The organism is Micromonospora luteifusca, from assembly GCF_016907275.1.
Lineage (GTDB): Bacteria > Actinomycetota > Actinomycetes > Mycobacteriales > Micromonosporaceae > Micromonospora > Micromonospora luteifusca.
Genome location: NZ_JAFBBP010000001.1, coordinates 3,186,072 through 3,207,868 on the forward strand (window position 1 = coordinate 3,186,072; position 21,797 = coordinate 3,207,868).

The 21,797-nt window shown below is 69.0% G+C and carries 20 protein-coding genes and 2 tRNA genes; 12 read left to right on the forward strand and 10 right to left on the reverse strand.

What is annotated here, in order from left to right; translation table 11 throughout:
* Nucleotides 1-176: 176 nt before the first annotated feature.
* The 8 genes from JOD64_RS14260 to rpmH form a co-directional block, all read right to left on the reverse strand.
* Nucleotides 177-1,190, reverse strand: coding sequence for a ParB/RepB/Spo0J family partition protein (locus tag JOD64_RS14260; RefSeq protein WP_204942678.1), 1,014 nt, complete (start codon nucleotides 1,188-1,190; stop codon nucleotides 177-179).
* Nucleotides 1,191-1,217: 27 nt separating this feature from the next.
* The gene (locus tag JOD64_RS14265; RefSeq protein ID WP_307813401.1) at nucleotides 1,218-2,531 is read right to left on the reverse strand and encodes a ParA family protein; all 1,314 of its coding nucleotides are present in this window, start codon (nucleotides 2,529-2,531) and stop codon (nucleotides 1,218-1,220) included.
* 256 nt (nucleotides 2,532-2,787) lie between these two features.
* Nucleotides 2,788-3,642, reverse strand: coding sequence for a 16S rRNA (guanine(527)-N(7))-methyltransferase RsmG (rsmG, locus tag JOD64_RS14270; RefSeq protein ID WP_204942679.1), 855 nt, complete (start codon nucleotides 3,640-3,642; stop codon nucleotides 2,788-2,790).
* A 4-nt stretch (nucleotides 3,643-3,646) separates the two neighbouring features.
* Entirely contained in the window at nucleotides 3,647-4,264 is a 618-nt protein-coding gene (locus JOD64_RS14275) for a Jag family protein (protein WP_204942680.1), read from the reverse strand.
* Between the two features lie 212 nt (nucleotides 4,265-4,476).
* Nucleotides 4,477-5,472, reverse strand: a complete 996-nt coding sequence (gene yidC, locus JOD64_RS14280) for a membrane protein insertase YidC (RefSeq protein ID WP_204946059.1) — start codon at nucleotides 5,470-5,472, stop codon at nucleotides 4,477-4,479.
* Between the two features lie 2 nt (nucleotides 5,473-5,474).
* A complete protein-coding gene (gene yidD, locus JOD64_RS14285; protein WP_204942681.1) occupies nucleotides 5,475-5,771 on the reverse strand; it encodes a membrane protein insertion efficiency factor YidD in 297 nt (98 codons plus the stop codon).
* A complete protein-coding gene (gene rnpA / locus JOD64_RS14290; RefSeq protein WP_204942682.1) occupies nucleotides 5,768-6,184 on the reverse strand; it encodes a ribonuclease P protein component in 417 nt (138 codons plus the stop codon). The genes yidD and rnpA overlap by 4 nt, the downstream gene beginning before the upstream one ends.
* Nucleotides 6,185-6,218: 34 nt before the next feature.
* Entirely contained in the window at nucleotides 6,219-6,356 is a 138-nt protein-coding gene (rpmH, locus tag JOD64_RS14295; protein ID WP_007453904.1) for a 50S ribosomal protein L34, read from the reverse strand.
* Between the two features lie 635 nt (nucleotides 6,357-6,991).
* Between rpmH and dnaA the strand changes: the two genes are divergently transcribed.
* The 5 genes from dnaA to JOD64_RS14320 all read left to right on the forward strand — a co-directional run bounded on the left by dnaA (nucleotide 6,992) and on the right by JOD64_RS14320 (nucleotide 13,398).
* Entirely contained in the window at nucleotides 6,992-8,821 is a 1,830-nt protein-coding gene (gene dnaA / locus JOD64_RS14300; protein WP_204942683.1) for a chromosomal replication initiator protein DnaA, read from the forward strand.
* Between the two features lie 776 nt (nucleotides 8,822-9,597).
* Nucleotides 9,598-10,731 (forward strand): DNA polymerase III subunit beta, encoded by a 1,134-nt coding sequence (gene dnaN / locus JOD64_RS14305; RefSeq protein WP_110564842.1) that lies wholly within the window; start codon nucleotides 9,598-9,600, stop codon nucleotides 10,729-10,731.
* Between the two features lie 40 nt (nucleotides 10,732-10,771).
* Entirely contained in the window at nucleotides 10,772-11,644 is an 873-nt protein-coding gene (gene gnd / locus JOD64_RS14310; RefSeq protein WP_204942684.1) for a phosphogluconate dehydrogenase (NAD(+)-dependent, decarboxylating), read from the forward strand.
* 16 nt (nucleotides 11,645-11,660) lie between these two features.
* Entirely contained in the window at nucleotides 11,661-12,794 is a 1,134-nt protein-coding gene (gene recF / locus JOD64_RS14315) for a DNA replication/repair protein RecF (RefSeq protein WP_184180044.1), read from the forward strand.
* Nucleotides 12,784-13,398, forward strand: a complete 615-nt coding sequence (locus JOD64_RS14320) for a DciA family protein (protein ID WP_372434141.1) — start codon at nucleotides 12,784-12,786, stop codon at nucleotides 13,396-13,398. The genes recF and JOD64_RS14320 overlap by 11 nt, the downstream gene beginning before the upstream one ends.
* A gap of 10 nt (nucleotides 13,399-13,408) precedes the next feature.
* Here the strand turns inward: JOD64_RS14320 and JOD64_RS14325 are convergent, their stop codons facing one another.
* Nucleotides 13,409-13,636, reverse strand: coding sequence for a hypothetical protein (locus tag JOD64_RS14325; protein WP_204942685.1), 228 nt, complete (start codon nucleotides 13,634-13,636; stop codon nucleotides 13,409-13,411).
* A gap of 122 nt (nucleotides 13,637-13,758) precedes the next feature.
* Here JOD64_RS14325 and JOD64_RS14330 point away from each other — a divergent pair, with 122 nt between their 5' ends.
* A complete protein-coding gene (locus JOD64_RS14330; protein ID WP_204942686.1) occupies nucleotides 13,759-14,259 on the forward strand; it encodes a MarR family winged helix-turn-helix transcriptional regulator in 501 nt (166 codons plus the stop codon).
* Here JOD64_RS14330 and JOD64_RS14335 read toward each other — a convergent pair.
* Complete coding sequence (locus JOD64_RS14335) at nucleotides 14,244-14,798, reverse strand: hypothetical protein (RefSeq protein ID WP_184180053.1); 555 nt, start codon at nucleotides 14,796-14,798, stop codon at nucleotides 14,244-14,246. The genes JOD64_RS14330 and JOD64_RS14335 overlap by 16 nt on opposite strands.
* A 522-nt stretch (nucleotides 14,799-15,320) precedes the next feature.
* On the opposite strand from JOD64_RS14335, the gene gyrB reads away from it, so the two are divergent.
* From gyrB to JOD64_RS14360, 6 genes are all read left to right on the forward strand, one after another.
* Nucleotides 15,321-17,267, forward strand: coding sequence for a DNA topoisomerase (ATP-hydrolyzing) subunit B (gene gyrB, locus JOD64_RS14340; RefSeq protein ID WP_204942687.1), 1,947 nt, complete (start codon nucleotides 15,321-15,323; stop codon nucleotides 17,265-17,267).
* Nucleotides 17,268-17,397: 130 nt separating this feature from the next.
* Nucleotides 17,398-19,920 (forward strand): DNA gyrase subunit A, encoded by a 2,523-nt coding sequence (gyrA, locus tag JOD64_RS14345; RefSeq protein ID WP_204942688.1) that lies wholly within the window; start codon nucleotides 17,398-17,400, stop codon nucleotides 19,918-19,920.
* A 4-nt stretch (nucleotides 19,921-19,924) separates the two neighbouring features.
* Nucleotides 19,925-20,836 carry a DUF3566 domain-containing protein gene (locus tag JOD64_RS14350; RefSeq protein WP_204942689.1) on the forward strand — a complete coding sequence of 304 codons (912 nt, stop codon included), beginning with the start codon at nucleotides 19,925-19,927 and terminating at the stop codon, nucleotides 20,834-20,836.
* Nucleotides 20,837-20,985: 149 nt separating this feature from the next.
* Nucleotides 20,986-21,059: transfer RNA gene (locus JOD64_RS14355), tRNA-Ile, on the forward strand.
* 43 nt (nucleotides 21,060-21,102) lie between these two features.
* Nucleotides 21,103-21,231, forward strand: coding sequence for a DLW-39 family protein (locus tag JOD64_RS32995; RefSeq protein WP_239559515.1), 129 nt, complete (start codon nucleotides 21,103-21,105; stop codon nucleotides 21,229-21,231).
* A 41-nt stretch (nucleotides 21,232-21,272) separates the two neighbouring features.
* Nucleotides 21,273-21,348: transfer RNA gene (locus tag JOD64_RS14360), tRNA-Ala, on the forward strand.
* The last annotated feature ends 449 nt before the right edge of the window (nucleotides 21,349-21,797 follow it).

Sequence of the window (21,797 nt, forward strand, 5' to 3'; positions counted from 1 at the left end):
CTGCACGAGCCGCGACGAGTGGCCAGAGCGCGGAAACCAGGGACAGTCGGTCGCCTTGAGCCTCTACCCCGCCAGAGGGACGGGAAGCCGCCCCCGTTTCACGTGAAACGCACGAGTCGGATGCAGAACGGCCGCGCCCCCTCCGGGTAGCGCGGCCGTGGGCGAGAAGGGTGGACTCAGTCCCCGCTCTCCTCCTGCTGAACTCCGATGATCCCGACGATCCGCTCAAGGTCGTCCACCGTGGCGAACTCAATAGTGATCTTGCCCTTGCTCCGGCCGATGTCCACCTTTACCCGGGTGTCGAACCGGTCGGAAAGCCGATCGGCGAGATCGGTCAGCGCCGGCGCGTGCGCCTTCGGTCGCCGTTTCGCGGCTTGACCCTTCGCCGGTCCGTCATTGAGTGCCAGGGCCACAATTTCCTCGGTCGCTCGAACCGACAGGCCCTCGGCCACGATCCGCAACGCCAGCTGCTCCTGCGCCTCGGCCTCGTCGAGACTCAGCAGGGCGCGGGCGTGGCCTGCCGACAGGATCCCCGCAGCAACGCGGCGCTGCACCTGGGCTGGCAGGTTCAGCAGCCGGATGGTGTTGGAGATCTGCGGGCGACTCCGGCCAATCCGGCGGGCCAACTCCTCGTGAGTGGCCCCGAACTCCTCCAGCAGTTGCTGGTAGGCGGCGGCCTCTTCGAGAGGGTTCAGGTTGGCCCGGTGGATGTTCTCCAACAGGGCGTCACGGAGCATGGCGTCGTCACGGGTGTCCCGGATGATCGCGGGGATGCTCTCCCGCCCCACCGCCTGGGCGGCCCGCCAGCGCCGCTCGCCCATCACCAGCTCGTACTTCTCGTCGTCGAGCTGACGCACCACGATGGGCTGGAGGAAGCCGACCTCCTGGATCGAGGTCTTGAGCTCCTCCAGTGCCTCCTCGTCGAAGACCTGGCGGGGCTGCTTCGGGTTGGGCAGGATCGCGTCGACCGAAATCTCGGCGAATCGAGCTCCGGGTACCGGGCTGAGCGTGGGCTCCGGTTCGTGAACCGGCGCCACGGCGGGCACCGTGGGGACGGCTACGGCACCCGCATCGTCCGGGAGCTCGTTCTCCGGCTCAGCCGTCGCGGTGCCGGCGGCGGTGGGCGCCGGCCCGGTCGGGATCAGCGCCCCCAGGCCCCTACCCAGACCGCCCCGAGGACGGTTCTTCATGCCACGCCTCCCAGCGACTCGTGCGCACTACGCATTCCGGCCCACCGGCTCCTTGACGCCCCGCTCGGCGATTTCCTGAGCGGCTTCGAAGTAACTCGTGGCCCCCCGCGATCCGGGATCGTAGGTCATCACCGACTGCCCGTAGCTGGGTGCCTCGGAAACCCGGACGTTACGGGGGATGACCGCCTGGAGAACCTTGTCTCCGAAGTGGTTCCGGACGTCCTGCTCGACTGCGTCGGCCAGCCGGGTACGCCGGTCGTACATCGTCAGCAGGATGGTGGAGACGTCGAGCTTCGGGTTGAGGTGTTGGCGCACCAGGTTGATGTTGTTGATCAGCTGGTTGAGCCCCTCCAGCGCGTAGTACTCACACTGGATCGGGATCAGCACTTCCTGCGCGGCAACCAGGGCGTTGACCGTGAGCAGACCGAGCGAGGGCGGGCAGTCGATGAAGACGTAGTCGAACTCGCCCGGGTAGGCGGCGATCGCCCGGTCCAGGCGCGACTCCCGCGCCACCACCGACACCAACTCGATCTCCGCGCCGGCCAGGTCGATGGTCGCGGGCACGCACCACAGGTTGGGGATGCCCTCGACCGCCTGCGCCACCTCGGCCAGCGGCACGCTGTTGATGAGGCAGTCGTAGACGTCCGGGATCCCGGTGTGGTGCGGGACGTTGAGCCCGGTCGAGGCATTGCCCTGCGGATCGAGGTCCACCACGAGCACCCGGTTGCCGTGCAGGGCGAGCGCCACCGCAAGGTTGACGGTGGTCGTGGTCTTGCCCACGCCGCCCTTCTGGTTGGCGACGCACATGACCCGGGTCCGGTCCGGCCGAGGCATGGTCACCTCGCCACTGGGATTCAGGATCTGCACGGCGCGCATCGCCTCCATAGCCAACGGTGGGTCATCCTCTTCGCGCGTCGGGGTTTCACGTGAAACGTACGTGGGATCGGCCGCCACGGCAGCCAACGACTCGGTCGAAGCGACCGGGGCGTCGGCGACCACCGGCGCGGCGTCCCGAACAACCGCCGCGCCGGGTTGGTGCGGGACCGCCGGCTCGAAGCGAACGGCTGCTGCGGTGTTCCGCCGACCCAGCGTCTGCCGCACCTCGGCGGCATTGGCCGGTCGGGTTGACCCTTCCGTTGTCCGTCGGACAACCGTCGGGTCCGCGCCTTCTGGCCCGGTCGAGTGATCTGCCGGACCTCCGCGCGGCGGCTCGCTGTCCGCGGATTGGGCCGATGGCGCGGTCGCGCCGGGCGACCAGCTCGGGTAGTCGGTTTCACGTGAAACGGGATCGCTGGTCGACCCGGTCACGCGTGGATCGTCGTACCTGCCGTCGTCATGCACCTGTCATCCCTGCCCGCTTCGGATGGTCGGTCCGCGCCCCGGTCAACTTCGCCATACCCACGCTCGCAACCCGGAGCGTACGGCCCTCGGGAGCGGTCGGAGACCCACGGCGTCCGTCGCCCGCTCCACACTATCGACGCGCGGTCAGCCTACGGCGGACGGGCGCGGCCGGTCCACGTCGGGTTCTCATCCCCTCGTCCATCCGTACCGGTACAACGAGGCAACCCACCGGCCGGAAGCCCGATGGCGCGAAGTGTCAACGTCGGCGGGAACGTCCGCTCCGGGAGTGCTTGCTGGCCGCCACCCGCGGGGGGCCGATCATCTTCTCGCGCACGATCTCCACGACGGTCGTCGGCGGATCGATCACCCCGACGCCGCAGAGGAGTACGGAGGGCTCCCCGCCGCCGAGTCGCGCCACCACCCCAGCGTGTTCCTCGATCTCAGCTGCGGCGGATGAGCCTTTGAGTGCCAGCAGACGGCCACCACGGACTGCCAGAGGAAGGCTCCACCCTGCCAGGCGATCCAGCGGCGCGACCGCGCGAGCAGTCACCACGTCTCCGCTGATCGGTTCCCGGCCACTTGATCCGGTGGCCGCCTCGTCGGCTCGACCACGGAACACCCGCACCGACTTGGCCAGGCCGAGCCGCTCGACGACCTCAATCAGGAAGGACGTACGTCGAGCGAGGGGCTCGATCAGGGTGACCGTGAGGTCGGGGCGTGCGATGGCCAGGACCAGACCCGGCAGACCAGCACCGGACCCAACGTCGAGCACCGTGGCGCCGGACGGGATCCGCTCGGCGACCGCCGCACAGTTGAGCAGGTGCCGATCCCAGATCCGCGGCGCCTCCCGGGGGCCGATCAGACCGCGGACGACCCCGTCGGTGGCCAACAGCTCGGCGTACGCGGCGGCCAGATCGAGTCGGTCGCCGAAGAGGGTCAACGCGGCCGGAGCCAACTCGGGCGGCAGCGCCGCGTCATCCGGCGACGGGGTGGTGTCGCGCCGAGTCGAATCGGCGTCGACGTCAGGAGTGGCGGGCTGGACAGCGGACGGCCCGGGCGGCGTGCCGCCCGGGCCCGTCACGGCGTCGGCCGTGAAGTCGTCGTGGGTCACTCGGTCAGTCCGCCGGCCGTACGACGATGCGCCGGTTCGGCTCGACACCCTCGGACTCGCTCGCCACGCCAGACATGGCGTTGACCACGTCGTGCACGCACTTGCGCTCGAACGCGGACATCGCGTCCAGTCGGACCGGCTCGCCGTACTCCTTGACCTTCTCGACGGCGTTCTTGGCGACCGCGGCGAGTTCCTTGCGGCGGTTCGTCCGGTAGCCGCCGACGTCGAGCAGCAGGCGGCTCGGGGTCCCGGTCTGCCGGAAAACGGCGAGGCGGGTCAGCTCCTGGAGCGCCTCCAGCGTGGCTCCTCGCTGACCAACCAGATTCTGCAGCCGCTCGCCGACCACCTCGACCATCGGGCGGCCGGCGGAAACCAGCTCGTCGATGTCGCCGTCGTAGTCGAGGATGTCGAGCAGCCCTTCGACGTAGTCGGCCGCGATCTCGCTCTGCCGGAACAGGTCGCCCTCGCTCACAGCCTTCTTCACCCGGCCGCCAGCGGCGGTCTCGGTATCGTCGTCGGCCTCGGTGTCGTCGGCTTCGGTGTCGTCGCCGTCCACCGCGAGCGTCGCGGTCTCCTCCTCGTCCAGGGACTGCTCGGCGCGGGGGATGCTGGTCTCGGTCACGGTCTCATCTCCGTACTCGCTCGGCCGGACCGCAGGGTCCGACTGGTTTCCCGGGGCCGGCTGGAGGTCGCCGGTGCCCACGGGCACGTCTGTACGGGCAGTGTCGCCCGCGGCCGCGCGATGCGCGGCCGGTTCCGCCCGGCGCCGACCGTACGGCGGCTGCGCGGTGCGGAACGGGCCGCCGCCGGTCACCCGGCGACGGCCCTTGGAGGTCAGCCCTGCCGCTTGGCGGGACGGCTCTTCTTCGAGTTGTTCACCGGCTTGGCACCCGGCTTCGGCCCGGCAACCTTGGGGGCGGTCGCCTTGACCGGTGCCGGCGGGGCCGACTTGCCACGACCGAACAGGCCACCGGACTTGGCGGGCTGCACCGGGCTACGGGTGGCGGAGGGGGCCACGGCCTTCTTGGCGGTCACCGGCGGCGGGAACTTCCGCAGCACCCACTGCTGCTGGCCGAGGGTGAAGAGGTTGTTGGTGACCCAGTAGATGATCACACCGATCGGGAAGATCGCGCCGGAGATCAGCAGCGACGCGGGGATGCCGTAGAGCATCAGTCGCTGGATCATCCGCTGCTGCGGGTCTTCCGCCCAGCCGGTCTTGAGGATCATCTGACGGCTGGTCAGGTAGGTGGTGCCGATCATGACCAGAACCAGGAGACCGGCGATGACCTTCACGGTGGTGCCGTTGGCGCCGAGGCGGGCCAACTCGTCGGCCGTGGAGCCGAACTTGCCTGACAGCGGTGCGGTGAAGAGCTTCGCGTGCGAAGCGCTGTTGAACTGGTCGACGGACCAGCCGTAGATCGTCTTCTTGTCTTCGCCCTTGAACGGGTCCAGTCGCCGCAGCACGTGGAAGAGACCGAGGAAGACCGGGATCTGAAGGAACATCGGAAGGCAACCCATCAGCGGGTTGGCCTTCTCCTTCTTGTAGAGCTCCATCATTTCTTTCTGGAGCGTCTCCCGGTCACCCTTGTGCTTCTCCTGCAGCTCCTTGACCTTGGGCTGAAGCGCTTGCATCGCCCGCTGGGACTTGATCTGCTTGACGAAGACCGGGAACAGGATCACCCGGACGGTGACCACCAGGAAGATGATGGCCAGGATCCAGGCGAAGTTGGTGCCGATCACCGCGCCGACCGGCACCCCGATGGCGTCCCAGGCAGAGTGCCAGGTCAGCAGGATCCACGAAATCGCGTAGTAGATCCAGTCGAGACTCAGACTCAATTCGGGGCTCCAGTCACATCAGCACGGCGGCGGCCGCCCGGCTCCGGCACCGGGTCATATCCACCAGGGTGAAAGGGGTGGCAGCGCAACAACCGCCGGACCGCCAGCGCGGCTCCCCGGAGCGCGCCGTGCTGAGCGAGCGCCTCCTGGGCGTACGCGCTGCACGACGGGTAGAACCGACAGCGGGCCGGCAGTGCCGGACTTATCCACCGACGGTACGCGATGATGGGCGCGATCAGCACCTTGGCACCGGTTGTCGAGGGGCGTGGGCTGGTCTGCTCTGTTCCGGTCATCGGGATCGCCGCTCGCGGGGCGACCGAGCGACCGCGATGGCGGCGTCCAGGTCGGTGGCGAGCCGAGGGTACGACGCCTGCGCCGCTGCGGGGAGCGCCCGGACGACCAGGGTGCTGCCGGCCGGCAGGGTGGTCATCCGCTCCCGGACCAGTGCCCGCAGTCGACGCCGGACCCGGTTGCGGGTTACCGCGTTGCCGACAGCTTTGGACACGACGAAGCCGGCGCGGGACGGCACGGATGTCTGCTCCGCACTGTTGTCCCGCACCGGCTCCGGCAAGGTCGGTGTGCTGGGGTCGATGGCCGCCGGCACGGTCAGGTGGACCACGACGGCGCCACGTCCGGCGCGTCGGCCACCACGAACCGCTGCGGCGAAGTCAGTGCTGCGCCGCAGTCGCTGCGCGGCGGCCAGCACGACTGCCCACGTCCCCTGGACCGGCCCGGTCGGCTCAGGCCGACAGGGTGGTGCGACCCTTGGCGCGACGGCTCGAGAGGATGGCACGGCCGGCACGGGTGCGCATGCGCAGCCGGAAGCCGTGGGTCTTCGCGCGCCGGCGGTTGTTCGGCTGGTAGGTGCGCTTGCTCACGTCAGGCTCTCCGTTTTCGTACGCGCCCCGCGCGACGGGATCGCCGGGGTCGTGGGGTGGTCCAGGCCACCTCGACGGTGGCCCCCGATCGGTGCTGTCCGGTGGTGCGGGACCTCGACGAGGCGGGGATGCGACCGCGGACAGCAAGCACCCATCACCCTAGCAGAGGGCGAGAAAGCAGCCGTTCCAGCCTACGCAGGGGGGCAATGACCGTCAAACACCCCGAGTAGCGGACAACAGGACGCGCCCGAGGCCGAAGGGCGGTTTTCGCTGATGCCGACAACGGTGTCGCCACGTCGCCGGTTGATGGCGCAGGGACAACGCTGTTACCGTGCCCGATTGCGGTGAGCGTCGAAAGGCTCCGGTCGTCGCGCAGGCAAGACCGGACAAGGTAGTGAATCGTTCGGCACGGTGAACCCGCTTCAACGCCCGGCCAGGCAGGGGGCAGGTCCCCACCCGCGTCCGGCGGCGGCCACAATCGGTCGGTACACACAGGGTGTGGATAACTTGTGGATGACCACCGGTCGACCGTCCGGGTGGGTGTTGTTCCACCCCGCGAACGCGGCGGGCCCGGGACGGCCGGCTGGTCAGACAGCGGCGGCCGGGAGCAGCAGAGGCGAGGGGGTGGCACGACGGTGGCCGGTAAGACCGACCTTGCCGCAGTGTGGTTAGCGGCGACCGACGAGCTCGCCGACGAGATCATCTCCGCTCAGCAGCGTGCCTATCTCCGACTGACCCGGCTGCGGGCGATCGTCGAGGACACCGCGCTGCTGTCCGTGCCGGACGCGTTCACGCGCGACGTGATCGAGTCACGACTGCGCCCGGCCATCACCGAGGCGCTCACCCGCCGGCTGGGCCGGCCGATCCAGGTCGCTGTCACCGTTCGGGTGGCCGAGGACGCCGCCGGCCGACCGGCCGGCACCGTCTACCGCAGCGCCCCGGAGACCGGGCCGCTCGACGTCGAGGGCCCGGCCGCCGCACCACTCGGTGACGACCATGGTGTTCGACCGGTTGCCGACGCGCTGATCCCGGAGCAGTCACACGGGGCACATGCGCCCGAGCCCAGCGGGCCGCCCGCACCGGCGGGTCCGCCGCTCGCGCCGGCCGTCGACGGGCACCGTTCCGGGCTGATCCCGGCCAGCAGAGACGGGCAGGAGGCGCTGTTCAGCGCCGCGTTCGCGGAGCCGATGCGGCCGTCCCGACCCGGGCCGGACCGGCGCGGCTACGACGAGCAGACCGCTCGCCTGGAACCGCCGGGCCCGGACACCCGGCCCTACGAGCCGCGTTACCGGGACGACTCGGCGTCGCCGCGCGACCAGCACGTGATCCGCGCGCTGCCCCGGGACAACGGGACGGACAGCGGCCCGGGTCGCAGCGGGGTGGACCATCGGGCGGGTGGCCGCGACGACCGCCGGCTGCCCGGTGCCGACACCGGCGGCAACCGGCTCAACCCGAAGTACATGTTCGAGACGTTCGTCATCGGCTCGTCCAACCGGTTCGCACACGCGGCGAGCGTGGCGGTGGCGGAGTCACCGGCGAAGGCGTACAACCCGCTGTTCATCTACGGTCACTCGGGGCTGGGCAAGACCCACCTGCTGCATGCCATCGGGCACTACGCCACGACGCTCGGCAACGCCCGCTCGGTCCGGTACGTGTCGACCGAGGAGTTCACCAACGACTTCATCAACTCGCTCCGGGACGACAAGACCAGTGCGTTCCAGCGGCGCTACCGCGACGTCGACATCCTGCTGATCGACGACATCCAGTTCCTGGAGAACCGCGAGCGCACGCAGGAGGAGTTCTTCCACACCTTCAACACCCTGCACAACGCCAACAAGCAGATCGTGATCACCTCCGACCGGTCGCCGCGCCAGCTCGCCACTCTCGAGGACCGGATGCGAACCCGGTTCGAGTGGGGGTTGCTGGCCGACATCCAGCCTCCGGACCTGGAGACCCGGATCGCGATCCTGCAGAAGAAGGCGGCGCAGGAGCGGATGTACGCCCCGCCGGACGTGTTGGAGTTCATCGCCTCCCGGGTGTCGAACTCGATCCGGGAACTGGAGGGTGCGCTGATCCGGGTGACGGCGTTCGCCAGCCTGACCCGATCGACCGTCGAGCTGTCACTGGCCGAGGAGGTGCTCCGGGACTTCATGCCCGACGGCGCCGGGCCAGAGATCAACGCCGACCAGATCATGGCATCGACCGCCGACTATTTCGGAGTGAGTCTGGAGGACCTCCGCGGTCAGTCCAGGTCTCGGGTGCTGGTCAACGCACGGCAGGTGGCCATGTACCTGTGTCGGGAGTTGACCGAGCTGTCGCTGCCGAGGATCGGGCAGGCCTTCGGTGGCCGGGACCACACCACGGTGATGCACGCCGACCGGAAGATCCGTCAGCAGATGGCCGAGCGCCGCTCGCTCTACAACCAGATCGCCGAGCTGACCAACCGGATCAAGCAGAACAGCTGAGGCGTACGCCAGCCGTCGCGACGGCACACAGCTCGGGACACGCCCGGCCGGATCTCCGGCCGGGCGTCCTTTTTCTCGTCCTCAGCTGGACTCTCGACATGGTCTAGACCACATCATCGGGGCCGTGACCGCTTCGACGCCCAATCGTTGTCCACAGCTCGTTGTCCACCGTCGGTGGACAACTACGGTCCGTCCTCCGCCGGTTACCCACAGGCTGTGGAGAAACCCTGTGTACGGAGCTGTGGACGCCTGGGGACAACCGTCACGTTATCCACCGATGACCGTCGACCTGTGTACGAGCTGTTGAAGGTTCTGGGGATGACGGCAATGGTGATCTTCACCGTGATCCACAGGCTTGGGGAGAAAGTCGGTGGATTACCGGTGGACAACCGGTGGACAACGGTGGACAACCGGCCGTCCGGATCGGCCTGTGGACACGCAAGCCGGTTGTACCCCCGGTTCTCCACAGCTAAATCACCGGTGGATAACCTGTCTGAGCTGGGCAGACCCGGGTTTTCCACAGTTTGCACAGGTGCGATGAAGACGATGAGTTATCTCTTCTAAGAGAACAAAAACCAATCATCACCGTTGGGCTTTCTGTGGATCGTGCCGAGAGCTGCCGGATCAGCCCGTCAGCACCGACACGATCCATGGGGTCGGACGCACAGCCGATGCCCCCGCGCCCTAAGGTGCGATGGGTACCCGCACGGTCGGGCGGGACGGTAGGCAGCGGTCGGCATGAGAGAGTTGTCGCTGACGTCGACGCGGAGGCATTAATGAAGTTCCGAGTGGAGCGCGACGCGCTCGCCGAGGCTGTGGCGTGGACCGCGAAGAGCCTGCCCAACCGGCCATCCGTTCCGGTGCTCGCCGGGGTGATGCTCCGGGTCACCGACGGCAACCTGCGGGTTTCCGGGTTCGACTACGAGGTCTCCAGCCAGGTGACCGTTGAGGTGCAGGGTGACGCCGACGGCGCCGCGCTCGTCTCCGGCCGCCTGCTCGCCGAGATCACCAAGGCGTTGCCGGCCAAGCCGGTCGACATCGCCGCGGTCGGTGCCCACCTCGAGCTGGTCTGCGGCAGTGCCCGGTTCACCCTGCCCACCATGCCGGTGGAGGACTACCCCGCGTTGCCGGAGATGCCGCAGAGCGCCGGCACGGTCGACGCGGCCGCGTTCGCCACCGCGGTCTCCCAGGTGGCCATCGCGGCCGGGCGGGACGAGACGTTGCCGATGATGACCGGCGTCCGCGTCGAGCTCTCCGGCAACACGCTGTCGATGCTCGCCACCGACCGTTACCGGCTGGCGCTGCGCGAGATCCAGTGGCAGCCGGACGACCCCGAGGTGAGCATCAACGCCCTGGTGCCGGCCCGCACCCTGAACGACACCGCCAAGGCCCTCGGCCCGCTGGGTGGCGAGGTCACGCTCGCCCTCGCCCAGGGCGCTGCTGGCGAGGGCATGGTCGGCCTGGCCGGCGGCACCCGACGCACCACCAGCCGCCTGCTCGACGGTGCCAACTACCCGCCGGTGCGTTCGCTCTTCCCGGCCACCCACAACGCCGCTGCCCGGGTGCCGGTGAGCACCCTGATCGAGGTGGTCAAGCGGGTCGCGCTGGTCGCCGAGCGGGCCACTCCGGTGCTGCTCAGCTTCAGCGCCGACGGCCTGGTGGTCGAGGCCGGCGGTTCCGAGGAGGCGCGGGCCAGCGAGGCGATGGAGGCCACCTTCACCGGCGATGCGCTGACCATCGGGTTCAACCCGCAGTACCTCATCGACGGCCTGGCCAACCTGGGGTCCCAGACCGCCGTGCTCTCGTTCGTCGACGCCTTCAAGCCCGCGGTGATCTCTCCCGCCGGCGAGGATGGCGAGGTCATTCCGGGGTACCGGTACCTCATCATGCCGATCCGCGTTTCCCGCTGATCGCGCCCAGCAACACCCAGATCCACGGAGGTAGAAACACATGCAGCTCGGCCTTGTAGGACTCGGCCGTATGGGCGGCAACATGCGGGAGCGGTTGCGTGCCGCTGGTCACGAGGTTGTCGGTTTCGACCACAACGCGCAGATCAGCGACGTTGCGACCATCGCCGGCCTGGCAGAGAAGCTTGAGTCGCCCCGTGCGGTCTGGGTCATGGTGCCCGCCGGTGTCACCGACGCCACCATCGACGAGCTCGCCGCGGTGCTCGGCGAGGGCGACATCATCATCGACGGCGGCAACTCCCGCTTCAGCGACGACGCTCCCCGGGCCGAACGGCTCAACGAGCTGGGCATCGGCTACCTCGACGTCGGCGTCTCCGGCGGCGTCTGGGGCCGGCAGAACGGCTACGGCCTGATGGTCGGCGGTGCTCAGGAGCACGTCGACCGGCTGATGCCGATCTTCAACGCTCTCAAGCCGGAGGGCGAGTTCGGCTTCGTGCACGCCGGGCCGGTCGGTGCCGGGCACTACTCGAAGATGGTGCACAACGGCATCGAGTACGGCCTGATGCACGCCTACGCCGAGGGCTACGAGCTGATGGCCGCCTCCGAGCTGGTGACCAACGTGCCGGGGGTCATCAAGTCCTGGCGGGAGGGCACCGTCGTCCGTTCCTGGCTGCTCGACCTGTTGGACCGCGCGCTCGACGAGGACCCGGAGCTGGCCGACCTGAGCGGCTACACGGAGGACACCGGCGAGGGCCGGTGGACCGTCGACGAGGCGGTCCGCCTGGCGGTGCCGCTGAACGTCATCACCGCTTCGCTGTTCGCCCGGTTCGCCTCGCGGCAGGACGACTCGCCCGCCATGAAGGCCGTTGCCGCGCTGCGCCAGCAGTTCGGCGGCCACGCCGTCCACAAGCGCTGAGCGGTATCCACAACCTGTGTATGTTCACCGGCTGGAACTGGTCGACTTCCGCTCGTACGAGCGGGTGGCCGTCGACCTCCAGCCGGGGGCGAACGTCCTGATCGGCGCCAACGGCGTCGGCAAGACCAACCTCGTCGAGGCGCTGGGCTACGTGGCGACCCTGGATTCGCACCGGGTCGCCACCGATGCGCCGCTGGTCCGGATGGGCGCCGCGTCCGCGGTGATCCGCTGCGCTGTGGTCCACGACGGGCGGGAGCTCCTGGTCGAGCTGGAGATCGTGCCCGGCAAGGCCAACCGGGCCCGGCTGGGCCGGTCACCGGCTCGGCGGGCGCGGGACGTGCTCGGCGCTCTGCGACTCGTGCTCTTCGCTCCGGAAGACCTCGAGTTGGTCCGGGGTGATCCGGCCGAGCGCCGCCGCTACCTGGACGACCTGCTGGTCAACAGACAGCCCCGGTTCGCGGGTGTGCGGGCCGACTACGAGCGGGTGGTCAAGCAACGCAACGCGCTGCTGCGGACCGCGTACCTGGCGCGTAAGACCGGCGGGTCGCGGGGCGGGGATCTCGGCACCCTCGCCGTCTGGGACACCCACCTGGCCCAGCACGGCGCGGAGTTGCTCGCCGGCCGACTGGAACTCGTCGCCGCCCTCACCCCGCACGTCGCCAAGGCGTACGACGCGGTGGCTGCCGGTCGGGGTGCGGCGAGCATCGCCTACCGGCCCTCGATCGAGCTGGCCGAGCCGACCACCGACCGGGCCGCGCTGGCCGACGCGCTGACCGCCGCCCTGGCCGCGTCCCGCTCCGCCGAGATCGAACGGGGCACCACCCTGGTCGGCCCACACCGTGACGAACTGGCGCTGACCCTCGGCCCACTGCCCGCCAAGGGGTACGCCAGCCACGGCGAGTCGTGGTCGTTCGCGCTGGCGCTGCGACTGGCCGGGTACGACCTGTTGCGCGCCGACGGCATCGAGCCGGTGCTGGTGCTCGACGATGTCTTCGCCGAGTTGGACACCGGCCGTCGGGAGCGGTTGGCGGAGCTGGTCGGCGGGGCGAGTCAGCTGCTGGTCACCTGTGCGGTGGACGACGATGTGCCGGCGGCTCTGCGCGGCACCCGCTACCAGGTTGGCGAAGGGACGGTACGCCGTGTCGGATGAGCCACGCTCCAAACGACCCGAGAGCGCCGGAGGCGACGCTGCGGCCGCGCGTACCCCTGGGGTGCAAGCGGCGGGCGGTGCGGCGGCTGCGGCCGCCAGCGGGCCGGAGTTGGCCCGTGCGGTGCTCGATGCGGCGCTGTCCCGGCGGCAGGCGGCGGCTCGCGCCCGGCGTACCCCTGGCGGCGCAGGAGGCGACGCCGGCGGCTCGGGGCGGCGGTTGCGTGGCTACTCCGGCCCGGGCCCTGACCCGCGCGATCCGCAGCCGCTCAGCGCCGTGCTGAACCGGTTGGTGAAGGCACGTGGCTGGCAGCAGCCGGCGGCGGAGGCCACCGTGTTCGGTGCCTGGGAGCGGGTCGTCGGCGCGGAGGTCGCCCAGCACAGTCGCCCGGTCAAGCTGGAGAACGGCGAGCTGACCGTCGAGGCGCGCTCGACCGCCTGGGCGACCCAGCTGCGGCTGCTGGCGGGCTCGCTGCTCAAGCAGATCGCCAGCGAGGTCGGCCACAACGTGGTGCGCAAGCTGCACATCCACGGCCCGGCCGCGCCCTCCTGGGGGAAGGGGCCACGCCGGGTGCGCGGTCGGGGCCCACGCGACACGTACGGCTGAGCCGGCTCGCTCAGCTGCGCCGGCCGGCCTCGCGGGCGGCCCGCTTCTGTTCGCGCTGTTCCCGGGTGTAGCGCTTGCGCTCGGCCAGGTCGCGTTTCCACGCCTCGCGGGCCTCGGCCGAGCCGCCCTGCACCGCACCCTGCACACCCTCGGCCGGGCCGGCGAGGTTCCGGAAGGCCCAACGCATCAATCGGCCACCCTCGCCCGGGGCCCTGGTGATCGCGCCGTCGTCGCTCATCTGCCGCCCTCTTCCCCGCGTCGCCTCGCCGGTTCTCGCCGTCGCACGAGCACCTTTGGGGCACCAATGGTTTGTGTACCAATGATCGGTACGATAGCCACCGTGCTGGGGAAGGGCAACAGATGAGCGAACAACCTGAAGGCGTCGACCCGCTGGCGCTGGAGCAGCAGGTCTGCTTCGCCCTTTCGGTGGCCGCGCGCAGCGTGGTGGCTGTCTACCGGCCACTCCTGGAACCGATGGGGCTGACCCACCCGCAGTACCTGGTCATGCTGGCGCTCTGGCAGCACGCGCCGTTGTCCGGCCGTGATCTCAGCCGCCTGTTGCAGCTCGACCCGGGCACACTGTCACCCCTGCTCAAGCGGCTTGAAGCGGCGGGCTACCTGCGCCGGGAGCGCGACCCCAGCGACGAGCGCAGCCTCGCCGTCACCCTCACCGCCAGCGGTGCGGCCCTGCGCGGCCAGGCAGAGCTGATCCCGGCCGCGATCGTGCAGCGACTCGGGCTGCCCGTCGAGGACCTGCAACACCTGCACGCGGTGCTCACGCAGGTGATCGCGGCAGCCAACCGGCCGGGCGGCGACCAGACCGCGCCGGAGGCCGACGCGTCGGCTCAGGCGTCGGCGTAGACGGCGAACCCACGCTCGGCGCAGCGCCGGTAGAACGCCGCCAGCACGCCCAGCTCGGCGCAGGTGAAATTCCACTGCGGCGGGTCGCCGCGCTCGTCACGCAGCGCGTCGAGTCGGCTCTCCAACCACCGCAGCTGCTGCTCGGCCAACCTGCCGTCGCCGAGTAGCGAGCGCAACACGGTGCTCACCGACTCGAACGTGACCGACTCACCGAACGGCCGGTGCCCGGCCACGAACCTCTCGATGCCGCTGGCGATCCAGGAACAGCCGTCCGGATCGATCACCGGGTCCTCGTCCTCGGCGGCGGCGTCTGTGGCATACAACACACCTTCGAGGCCGAGGAGCAGGTCCACCAACTCGGTGTACGCGGTCGCCCGGATGGTGCCGGTCTTCGCGATCAGCTCGGCCAGGGCGGCCGTGGGCGCGGAGATTCGCGGCAGGTCGACGATCTCGCCGAAGTCGACGAACTCGGCCGGAGCGACCGGGTCGTAGAAGCGGCCGGTCCGCGGCCAGTGCACCGCGACGTTGTCCAGCCCCATCTGTCACCTCTTAAAGAGCACGTGTCGGGTCGATCGGGTCGATCGTCCCGGTTCCGGCGGGTAAAGATCAAGGCAGGTTCCCGGGGCGCCGCAAACGTACGGCACGGACGCTTCGGCCGCGACCCCCGACCCGCCCGGCCGCGGGTCAACCCGTTCGGGGACGGCGCGTGCGATCGGAGCCTGGCGTGTGGGGGGAGTCGCGGGCAACGGGGTTCTGCCCGCTACGGACTTCTCAGCCGCCTCTCTGAGGGTGCCGAGTGGTGGTTCTGTCCTCCACGCACAGTAGGATTGACAGCGAGACGAAGACCCGGTGCGGGAGAGGGACGGGGCCGGTGGCCCCAAGTTCATTCTCCACGTCGGGTCGAGCCGATCGCGATCCGCGGGCAACCGCGGCGACCGGCGCGTTCGACCCGTTGTCCGGAGCTCTCCGGCACCGGTCCGCGCGCCGACGTCGCGTCCTGTCCGCCGAACCCGCGCCCGCCGCGCCCTACCGGCGCGGCTGACGCGAGAAAGTGGCCGAGGGTGGCAGCGCAGGACAAGCAGGAGTACGGCGCAGAGTCGATCACCGTTCTTGAGGGGCTGGAGGCGGTTCGCAAGCGGCCCGGTATGTACATCGGGTCCACCGGCGAGCGCGGTCTGCACCACCTCGTCTGGGAGGTCGTCGACAACGCGGTCGACGAGGCGCTGGCTGGATACTGCGACACCATCGACGTGGTGCTGCTCGCCGACGGTGGCGTCCGGGTCACCGACAACGGCCGTGGTTTCCCGGTCGACCTCCACCCGAAGCTCAAGAAGCCGGGTGTCGAGGTCGCGCTGACCGTGCTGCACGCGGGTGGCAAGTTCGACGGCAAGGCGTACGCGGTCTCCGGTGGTCTGCACGGCGTCGGCGTCTCCGTGGTGAACGCGCTCTCCACCCGGATGGCCGTGGAGATCCACAAGTCCGGCTTCGTCTGGCGGCAGCAGTACAACAACTCCAAGCCCGGCCCACTGGACAAGGGCGAGGCCACCGACAGCACCGGCTCGGCCGTCTCCTTCTGGCCCGATTCGGACGTCTTCGAGACCGTCGAATTCGACTTCCAGACCATCTACCGGCGCCTGCAGGAGATGGCCTTCCTCAACCGTGCCCTCCGCATCCACCTGCTCGACGAGCGGGTGGCCGAGGAGGAGGACGGCCGGCAGCGCGAGGTCACCTTCTTCTACGAGGGCGGCATCGCGGACTTCGTCCGGCACCTCAACGCCTCGAAGAGCCCGATCCACAAGACCGTGGTCGAGTTCGAGGCCGAGGAGGAGGGCATGTCACTCGAGATCGCCATGCAGTGGAACGAGTCGTACGGCGAGTCGGTCTACACCTTCGCCAACACGATCAACACCCACGAGGGCGGCACCCACGAGGAGGGCTTCCGGTCCGCGCTGACCAGCGTGGTAAACCGGTACGGCACCGACAAGAAGCTGCTCAAGGGCGACGAGAAGCTCTCCGGCGAGGACATCCGCGAAGGGCTCGCGGCGATCATCTCGGTCAAGCTGGCCAACCCGCAGTTCGAGGGCCAGACCAAGACCAAGCTCGGCAACACCCCGGTGAAGAGCTTCGTGCAGCGGGTCTGCAACGACCGGCTGGTCGACTGGTTCGACCGCAATCCGGCCGAGGCCAAGATGATCATCACGAAGGCGTCGCAGGCGGCTCGGGCCCGGATCGCGGCGCAGCAGGCGCGCAAGCTGGCCCGACGCAAGTCGCTGCTGGAGTCCGGCTCGATGCCGGGCAAGCTGGCCGACTGCCAGTCCACCGACCCGCGCGAGTCCGAGGTGTTCATCGTCGAGGGCGACTCGGCCGGTGGTTCGGCCAAGCAGGGCCGCGACCCGCGGACCCAGGCGATCCTGCCGATCCGCGGCAAGATCCTCAACGTGGAGAAGGCCCGGATCGACCGGGTGCTGAAGAACAACGAGGTCCAGGCGCTGATCACCGCCCTGGGCACCGGCATCCACGACGACTTCGACATGGAGAAGCTGCGGTACCACAAGGTGGTGCTGATGGCCGACGCGGACGTCGACGGCCAGCACATCCAGACGCTGCTGCTCACCCTGCTGTTCCGCTTCATGCGTCCACTGGTCGAGATGGGCAACGTCTACCTGGCCGCCCCGCCTCTCTACAAGATCAAGTGGAACAAGAAGGGCGACGACGCCCAGTACGCGTACTCCGACCGCGAACGGGACGGTCTGATCGCGCTGCGCCAGCAGAAGAAGCCGAACGCCAAGCCGGACGACATTCAGCGCTTCAAGGGCCTCGGCGAGATGAACTACCCCGAGCTGTGGGAAACCACGATGAACCCGGCGACGCGTACCCTGCGTCAGGTCACTCTCGACGACGCGGCGACCGCCGACGAGTTGTTCAGTGTGCTGATGGGTGAGGACGTCGAGGCGCGCCGGTCGTTCATCCAGCGCAACGCCAAGGACGTGCGATTCCTGGACATCTGACGGACCGCGGTGGAGCGGCCGGGCAGCGCTCGGCCGCTCCAGCGGTCCACAGAGTTATCCACAGCTTGGCCGGTATCCACAGCGGTTATCCACAGCACGAAAACGACTCTGAGTCTGATAAGGGTATACAGTGACCGATTCTCCCGAGTCCACACCGAACGAGCCCGAGGTCCCCGCCGACGCCATCGCCGCCGTGGTCGCACACGACCGGATCGAGCCGGTCGGGCTCGAGGTGGAGATGCAGCGCTCCTACCTCGACTACGCGATGAGCGTCATCGTCGGGCGCGCGCTGCCGGACGTCCGGGACGGGCTCAAGCCGGTCCACCGCAAGATCCTCTACGCCATGTTCGACTCCGGCTACCGGCCGGACCGCGGCTACGTGAAGTGCTCCCGTGTCGTCGGTGACGTGATGGGTCAGTTCCACCCGCACGGCGACTCGGCGATCTACGACGCGCTCGTCCGGATGGCGCAGTCCTGGTCGCTGCGCTACCCGCTGGTCGACGGCAACGGCAACTTCGGCTCGCCCGGTAACGACCCGGCTGCCGCGATGCGCTACACCGAGTGCAAACTCGACCCGCTGGCCATGGAGATGCTGCGGGACATCGACGAGGACACCGTCGACATGCAGGACAACTACGACGGTCGGGCCAAGGAGCCCACGATCCTGCCGTCGCGGATCCCCAACCTGCTGGTGAACGGCTCCGAGGGCATCGCGGTCGGCATGGCCACCAAGATCCCGCCGCACAATCTGCGCGAGATCGGCGCGGCGGTGCAGTGGTGCCTGGAGCACCCGGAGGAGGACGAGGAGACCACCCTCGAGGCGCTGCTCGGCATCGTCAAGGGCCCGGACTTCCCGACCCACGGTCTGATCGTCGGCACGACCGCGATTCAGGACGCGTACCGCACGGGCCGTGGCTCGATCCGGATGCGGGCCGTGGTGGAGGTCGAGGAGGACAAGCGGGGCCGCCCCTGCCTGGTCGTCAGCGAGCTGCCCTACCAGGTCAACCCGGACAACCTCGCCGAGCGCATCGCCGAGCTGATCAAGGAGGGCAAGCTCGCCGGGATCGCCGACATCCGCGACGAGTCCTCCGGCCGTACCGGCATGCGGATCGTGCTGGTGCTCAAGCGCGACGCGGTCGCGAAGGTCGTGCTGAACAACCTCTACAAGCACACCCAGCTCCAGGAGACCTTCGGCGCCAACATGCTGGCCCTGGTCGACGGGGTGCCGCGCACGCTCAACCTGGCGCAGTTCATCCGGTACTACGTCGAGCACCAGATCGACGTGATCCGCCGGCGGACCGCGTTCCGGCTGCGCAAGGCCGAGGAGCGGGCGCACATCCTGCGCGGTCTGGGTAAGGCGCTGGACGCGCTGGACGAAGTGATCGCGCTGATCCGGCGTTCGCCGACCGTGGACGACGCCCGGCAGGGCCTGATCCGGTTGCTGGATATCGACGAGATCCAGGCGACTGCGATCCTGGACATGCAGCTGCGCCGCCTCGCCGCGTTGGAGCGGCAGCGGATCGTGGACGACCTGGCCAAGCTTGAGATCGAGATCGCCGATCTCAAGGACATCCTGGCCAAGCCGGAGCGGCAGCGGAAGATCGTCTCGGAGGAGCTCGGCGAGATCGTCGCCAAGTGGGGCGACGACCGGCGCACGCAGATCATTCCGTTCGACGGCGAGGTCTCGATGGAGGACCTCATCGCCCGCGAGGATGTGGTCGTCACGATCACCCGAACGGGGTACGCCAAGCGGACCAAGGTCGATCTCTACCGCTCCCAGCGGCGCGGCGGTAAGGGCGTCAGTGGCGCTACGCTGCGGCAGGACGACATCGTCAGCCACTTCTTTGTCTGCTCGACCCACGACTGGATCCTGTTCCTGACGAACAAGGGTCGCGTCTACCGGGCCAAGGCGTACGAGTTGCCGGAGGCCAGTAGGGTAGCCAAGGGCCAACACGTGGCCAACCTGCTCGCCTTCCAACCCGACGAGCAGATCGCGCAGATCATCGAAATCCCGAATTACCAGGTAGCCCCCTATCTGGTACTGGCCACGAAGAACGGCCTGGTGAAGAAGACGCGGCTCGAGGAGTTCGACTCCAACCGTTCCGGCGGAATCATCGCGATCAACCTGCGCGACGAGGACGAGCTGGTCGGTGCTGCGCTGGTTGCACCGGAGAACGACCTGCTGCTGGTCTCCAAGAAGGCACAGGCGATCCGGTTCAACGCCTCGGACGAGGCGTTGCGGCCGATGGGGCGGGCAACCTCGGGCGTGATCGGCATGCGCTTCACGGACGACGACGTCCTGCTCGCCATGGAGGTCGTTCGGGAGGGCCTGGACGTTCTGGTGGCCACGAACGGGGGATACGCGAAGCGGACCCCGATCGAGGAATACCCGGTGCAGGGCCGGGGAGGTAAGGGCGTGTTGACTGCGAAGATCACCGAACGGCGCGGTGGTCTGGTTGGCGCGGTGGTGATCGATCCGGACGACGAGCTCTTCGCGATCACCAGCAACGGTGGTGTCATTCGGACTCCGGTGAAGCCTGTACGCCGTACGCGTGACCGGAACACAATGGGGGTCAAGCTGATGGACCTCCCGGACGGCGTGACTATCGTGGCGATTGCTCGCAATGCCGACGAGCCTGACGAACAGGACTAGTTGAATGACGGAGACACAGGCGAAGTCGGGGAACACGGGGACCTCGGCCAACCCGGTCGACGAGGAGGCCGCCAAGGGCGGCACACCATCGACCGGCCGCGCGGCCGTGGGCCGGGCGACGGTCCCCGCTGACGCGCCTGCGCCGAAATTCACGAGGGCCCCGGGCATGACACCCCCACCGGAGCCGTCCGGCGATGATGCCGGCACCGGCGACAAGACCGAGGCGTCCGCCGCCGAGGCGCCGACGTCTGCTGCCGCCACGCCTCCGGGTGCGGCGGCGGCACCCTCGGCCCGGCCGGCGACCACCCAGCCGATCAACGTCCGACCCGGCCAGGCGGCGTCGACCGGGGCCACCGGCACCCAGCCACGGATCACACCCGGCATGACCCAGCCGCAGCCGGACACGGCGCGTACCTCTGCTGCAGGCCGCCCGGCCAGCGGTGGCGGCCTGCCGCCGGGCATCGGCAACGCCTCCGCCGTCGGGGCTGCCCGGGTCGGCGACGCGGTACGCGCGGCGCGGACCTCGGTCAGCTCGGCGGCGTCCCGCGGGCCGCGCCGGGCACGGCTGAACCTGAAGCGGATCGACCCGTGGTCTGTGATGAAGTTCGCGTTCGCCGTCTCGGTGGTGCTCTTCATCGTCGTGGTGGTCGCCACCTCGGTGCTCTACCTGGCGCTGGACGCGATGGGTGTGTTCCAAAGCGTCAACGACAGCCTGAGCGACCTGGTCAACGCCGGCGGTGGGCAGGGCACCAGCGGCTTCCAGATCACCGCCAAGGGCGTGATCCTCAGCTCGGCGCTGATCGGCCTGGTCAACGTGGTGCTGTTCACCGCGCTGGCCACGCTGGGAGCGTTCGTCTACAACGTCTGCGCCGACCTGGTCGGCGGGATCGAGCTGACGCTCGCCGAGCGGGACTGAACGACCGGGACGCCGGGGCACCGTGAAAAGCGGTCGCTCCGGCGTCCCGTACCCAGATAGGTTTTGCGGGCGTCGATGGCCCGGCTCATGGTCCGGACCCCGATTTGGGGCCGGCGGAGCGGATGGGTTAATCTTGCTCGTCGCAACGCGGGGCTATAGCTCAGTCGGTTAGAGCGCAGAGCTGATAACTCTGAGGTCGATGGTTCGATTCCATCTAGCCCCACCGCATTGTCGTCCGACGGTAGTCGAGCTTGAGGGGTCGCCCCATGTTCAAGAAGCTGCTGATTCTGGCTGGCGTCGTCGGCGTGGCCGCCGTCGTGTTCAACAAGATCAAGGCGTCGAACGACGAGCGCGCCCTGTGGCACGAGGCGACCACCGCGACCGACCTGCGCTGACTTCCGGCCGGCGACGAGCGATCGACGCCACGGCCACCCGCGGGGCCCTAGCTCAACTGGCAGAGCACTGCCTTTGCAAGGCAGGGGTTAGGGGTTCGAGTCCCCTGGGCTCCACCAGCACTTTCCTCGGATGATCTCGGTCCGAGTACAGCCATCCGTACAGCCAAGCCGGTCACGCCGTCTCCTCCTGGCCGAGAATCCGGTCAATGGCCGAGGCAGCCTGACGAGCCCGCGCCGGAGCACGATCAAGCCCGACGCGAGTACATCGAAACTCTGCGTGCCCACCGCAACCAGCCCGGCGGCTTCTGGGTAGCCGCGGGCGACGCTCAGGCAGCATCCGAAGCCCTCATCGGAAGCCGACCAATCCAGGGCCTCACCAGCGCCGTCCTGCTCAGTGATGGGGCAAGCCGCATCGCGGATCGCTTCGCACTCGCGGACTGGCCGGAAGTTCTCGCCCTCGTCACTAAGTCGGGACCAGCCGAAGTCATCAGGCAAGTCCGAGCAGCGGAAGGCAGCGATCCGCAGGTAGGAAGTGGCCGCGTGGCAAGACCCACGACGACGCCACC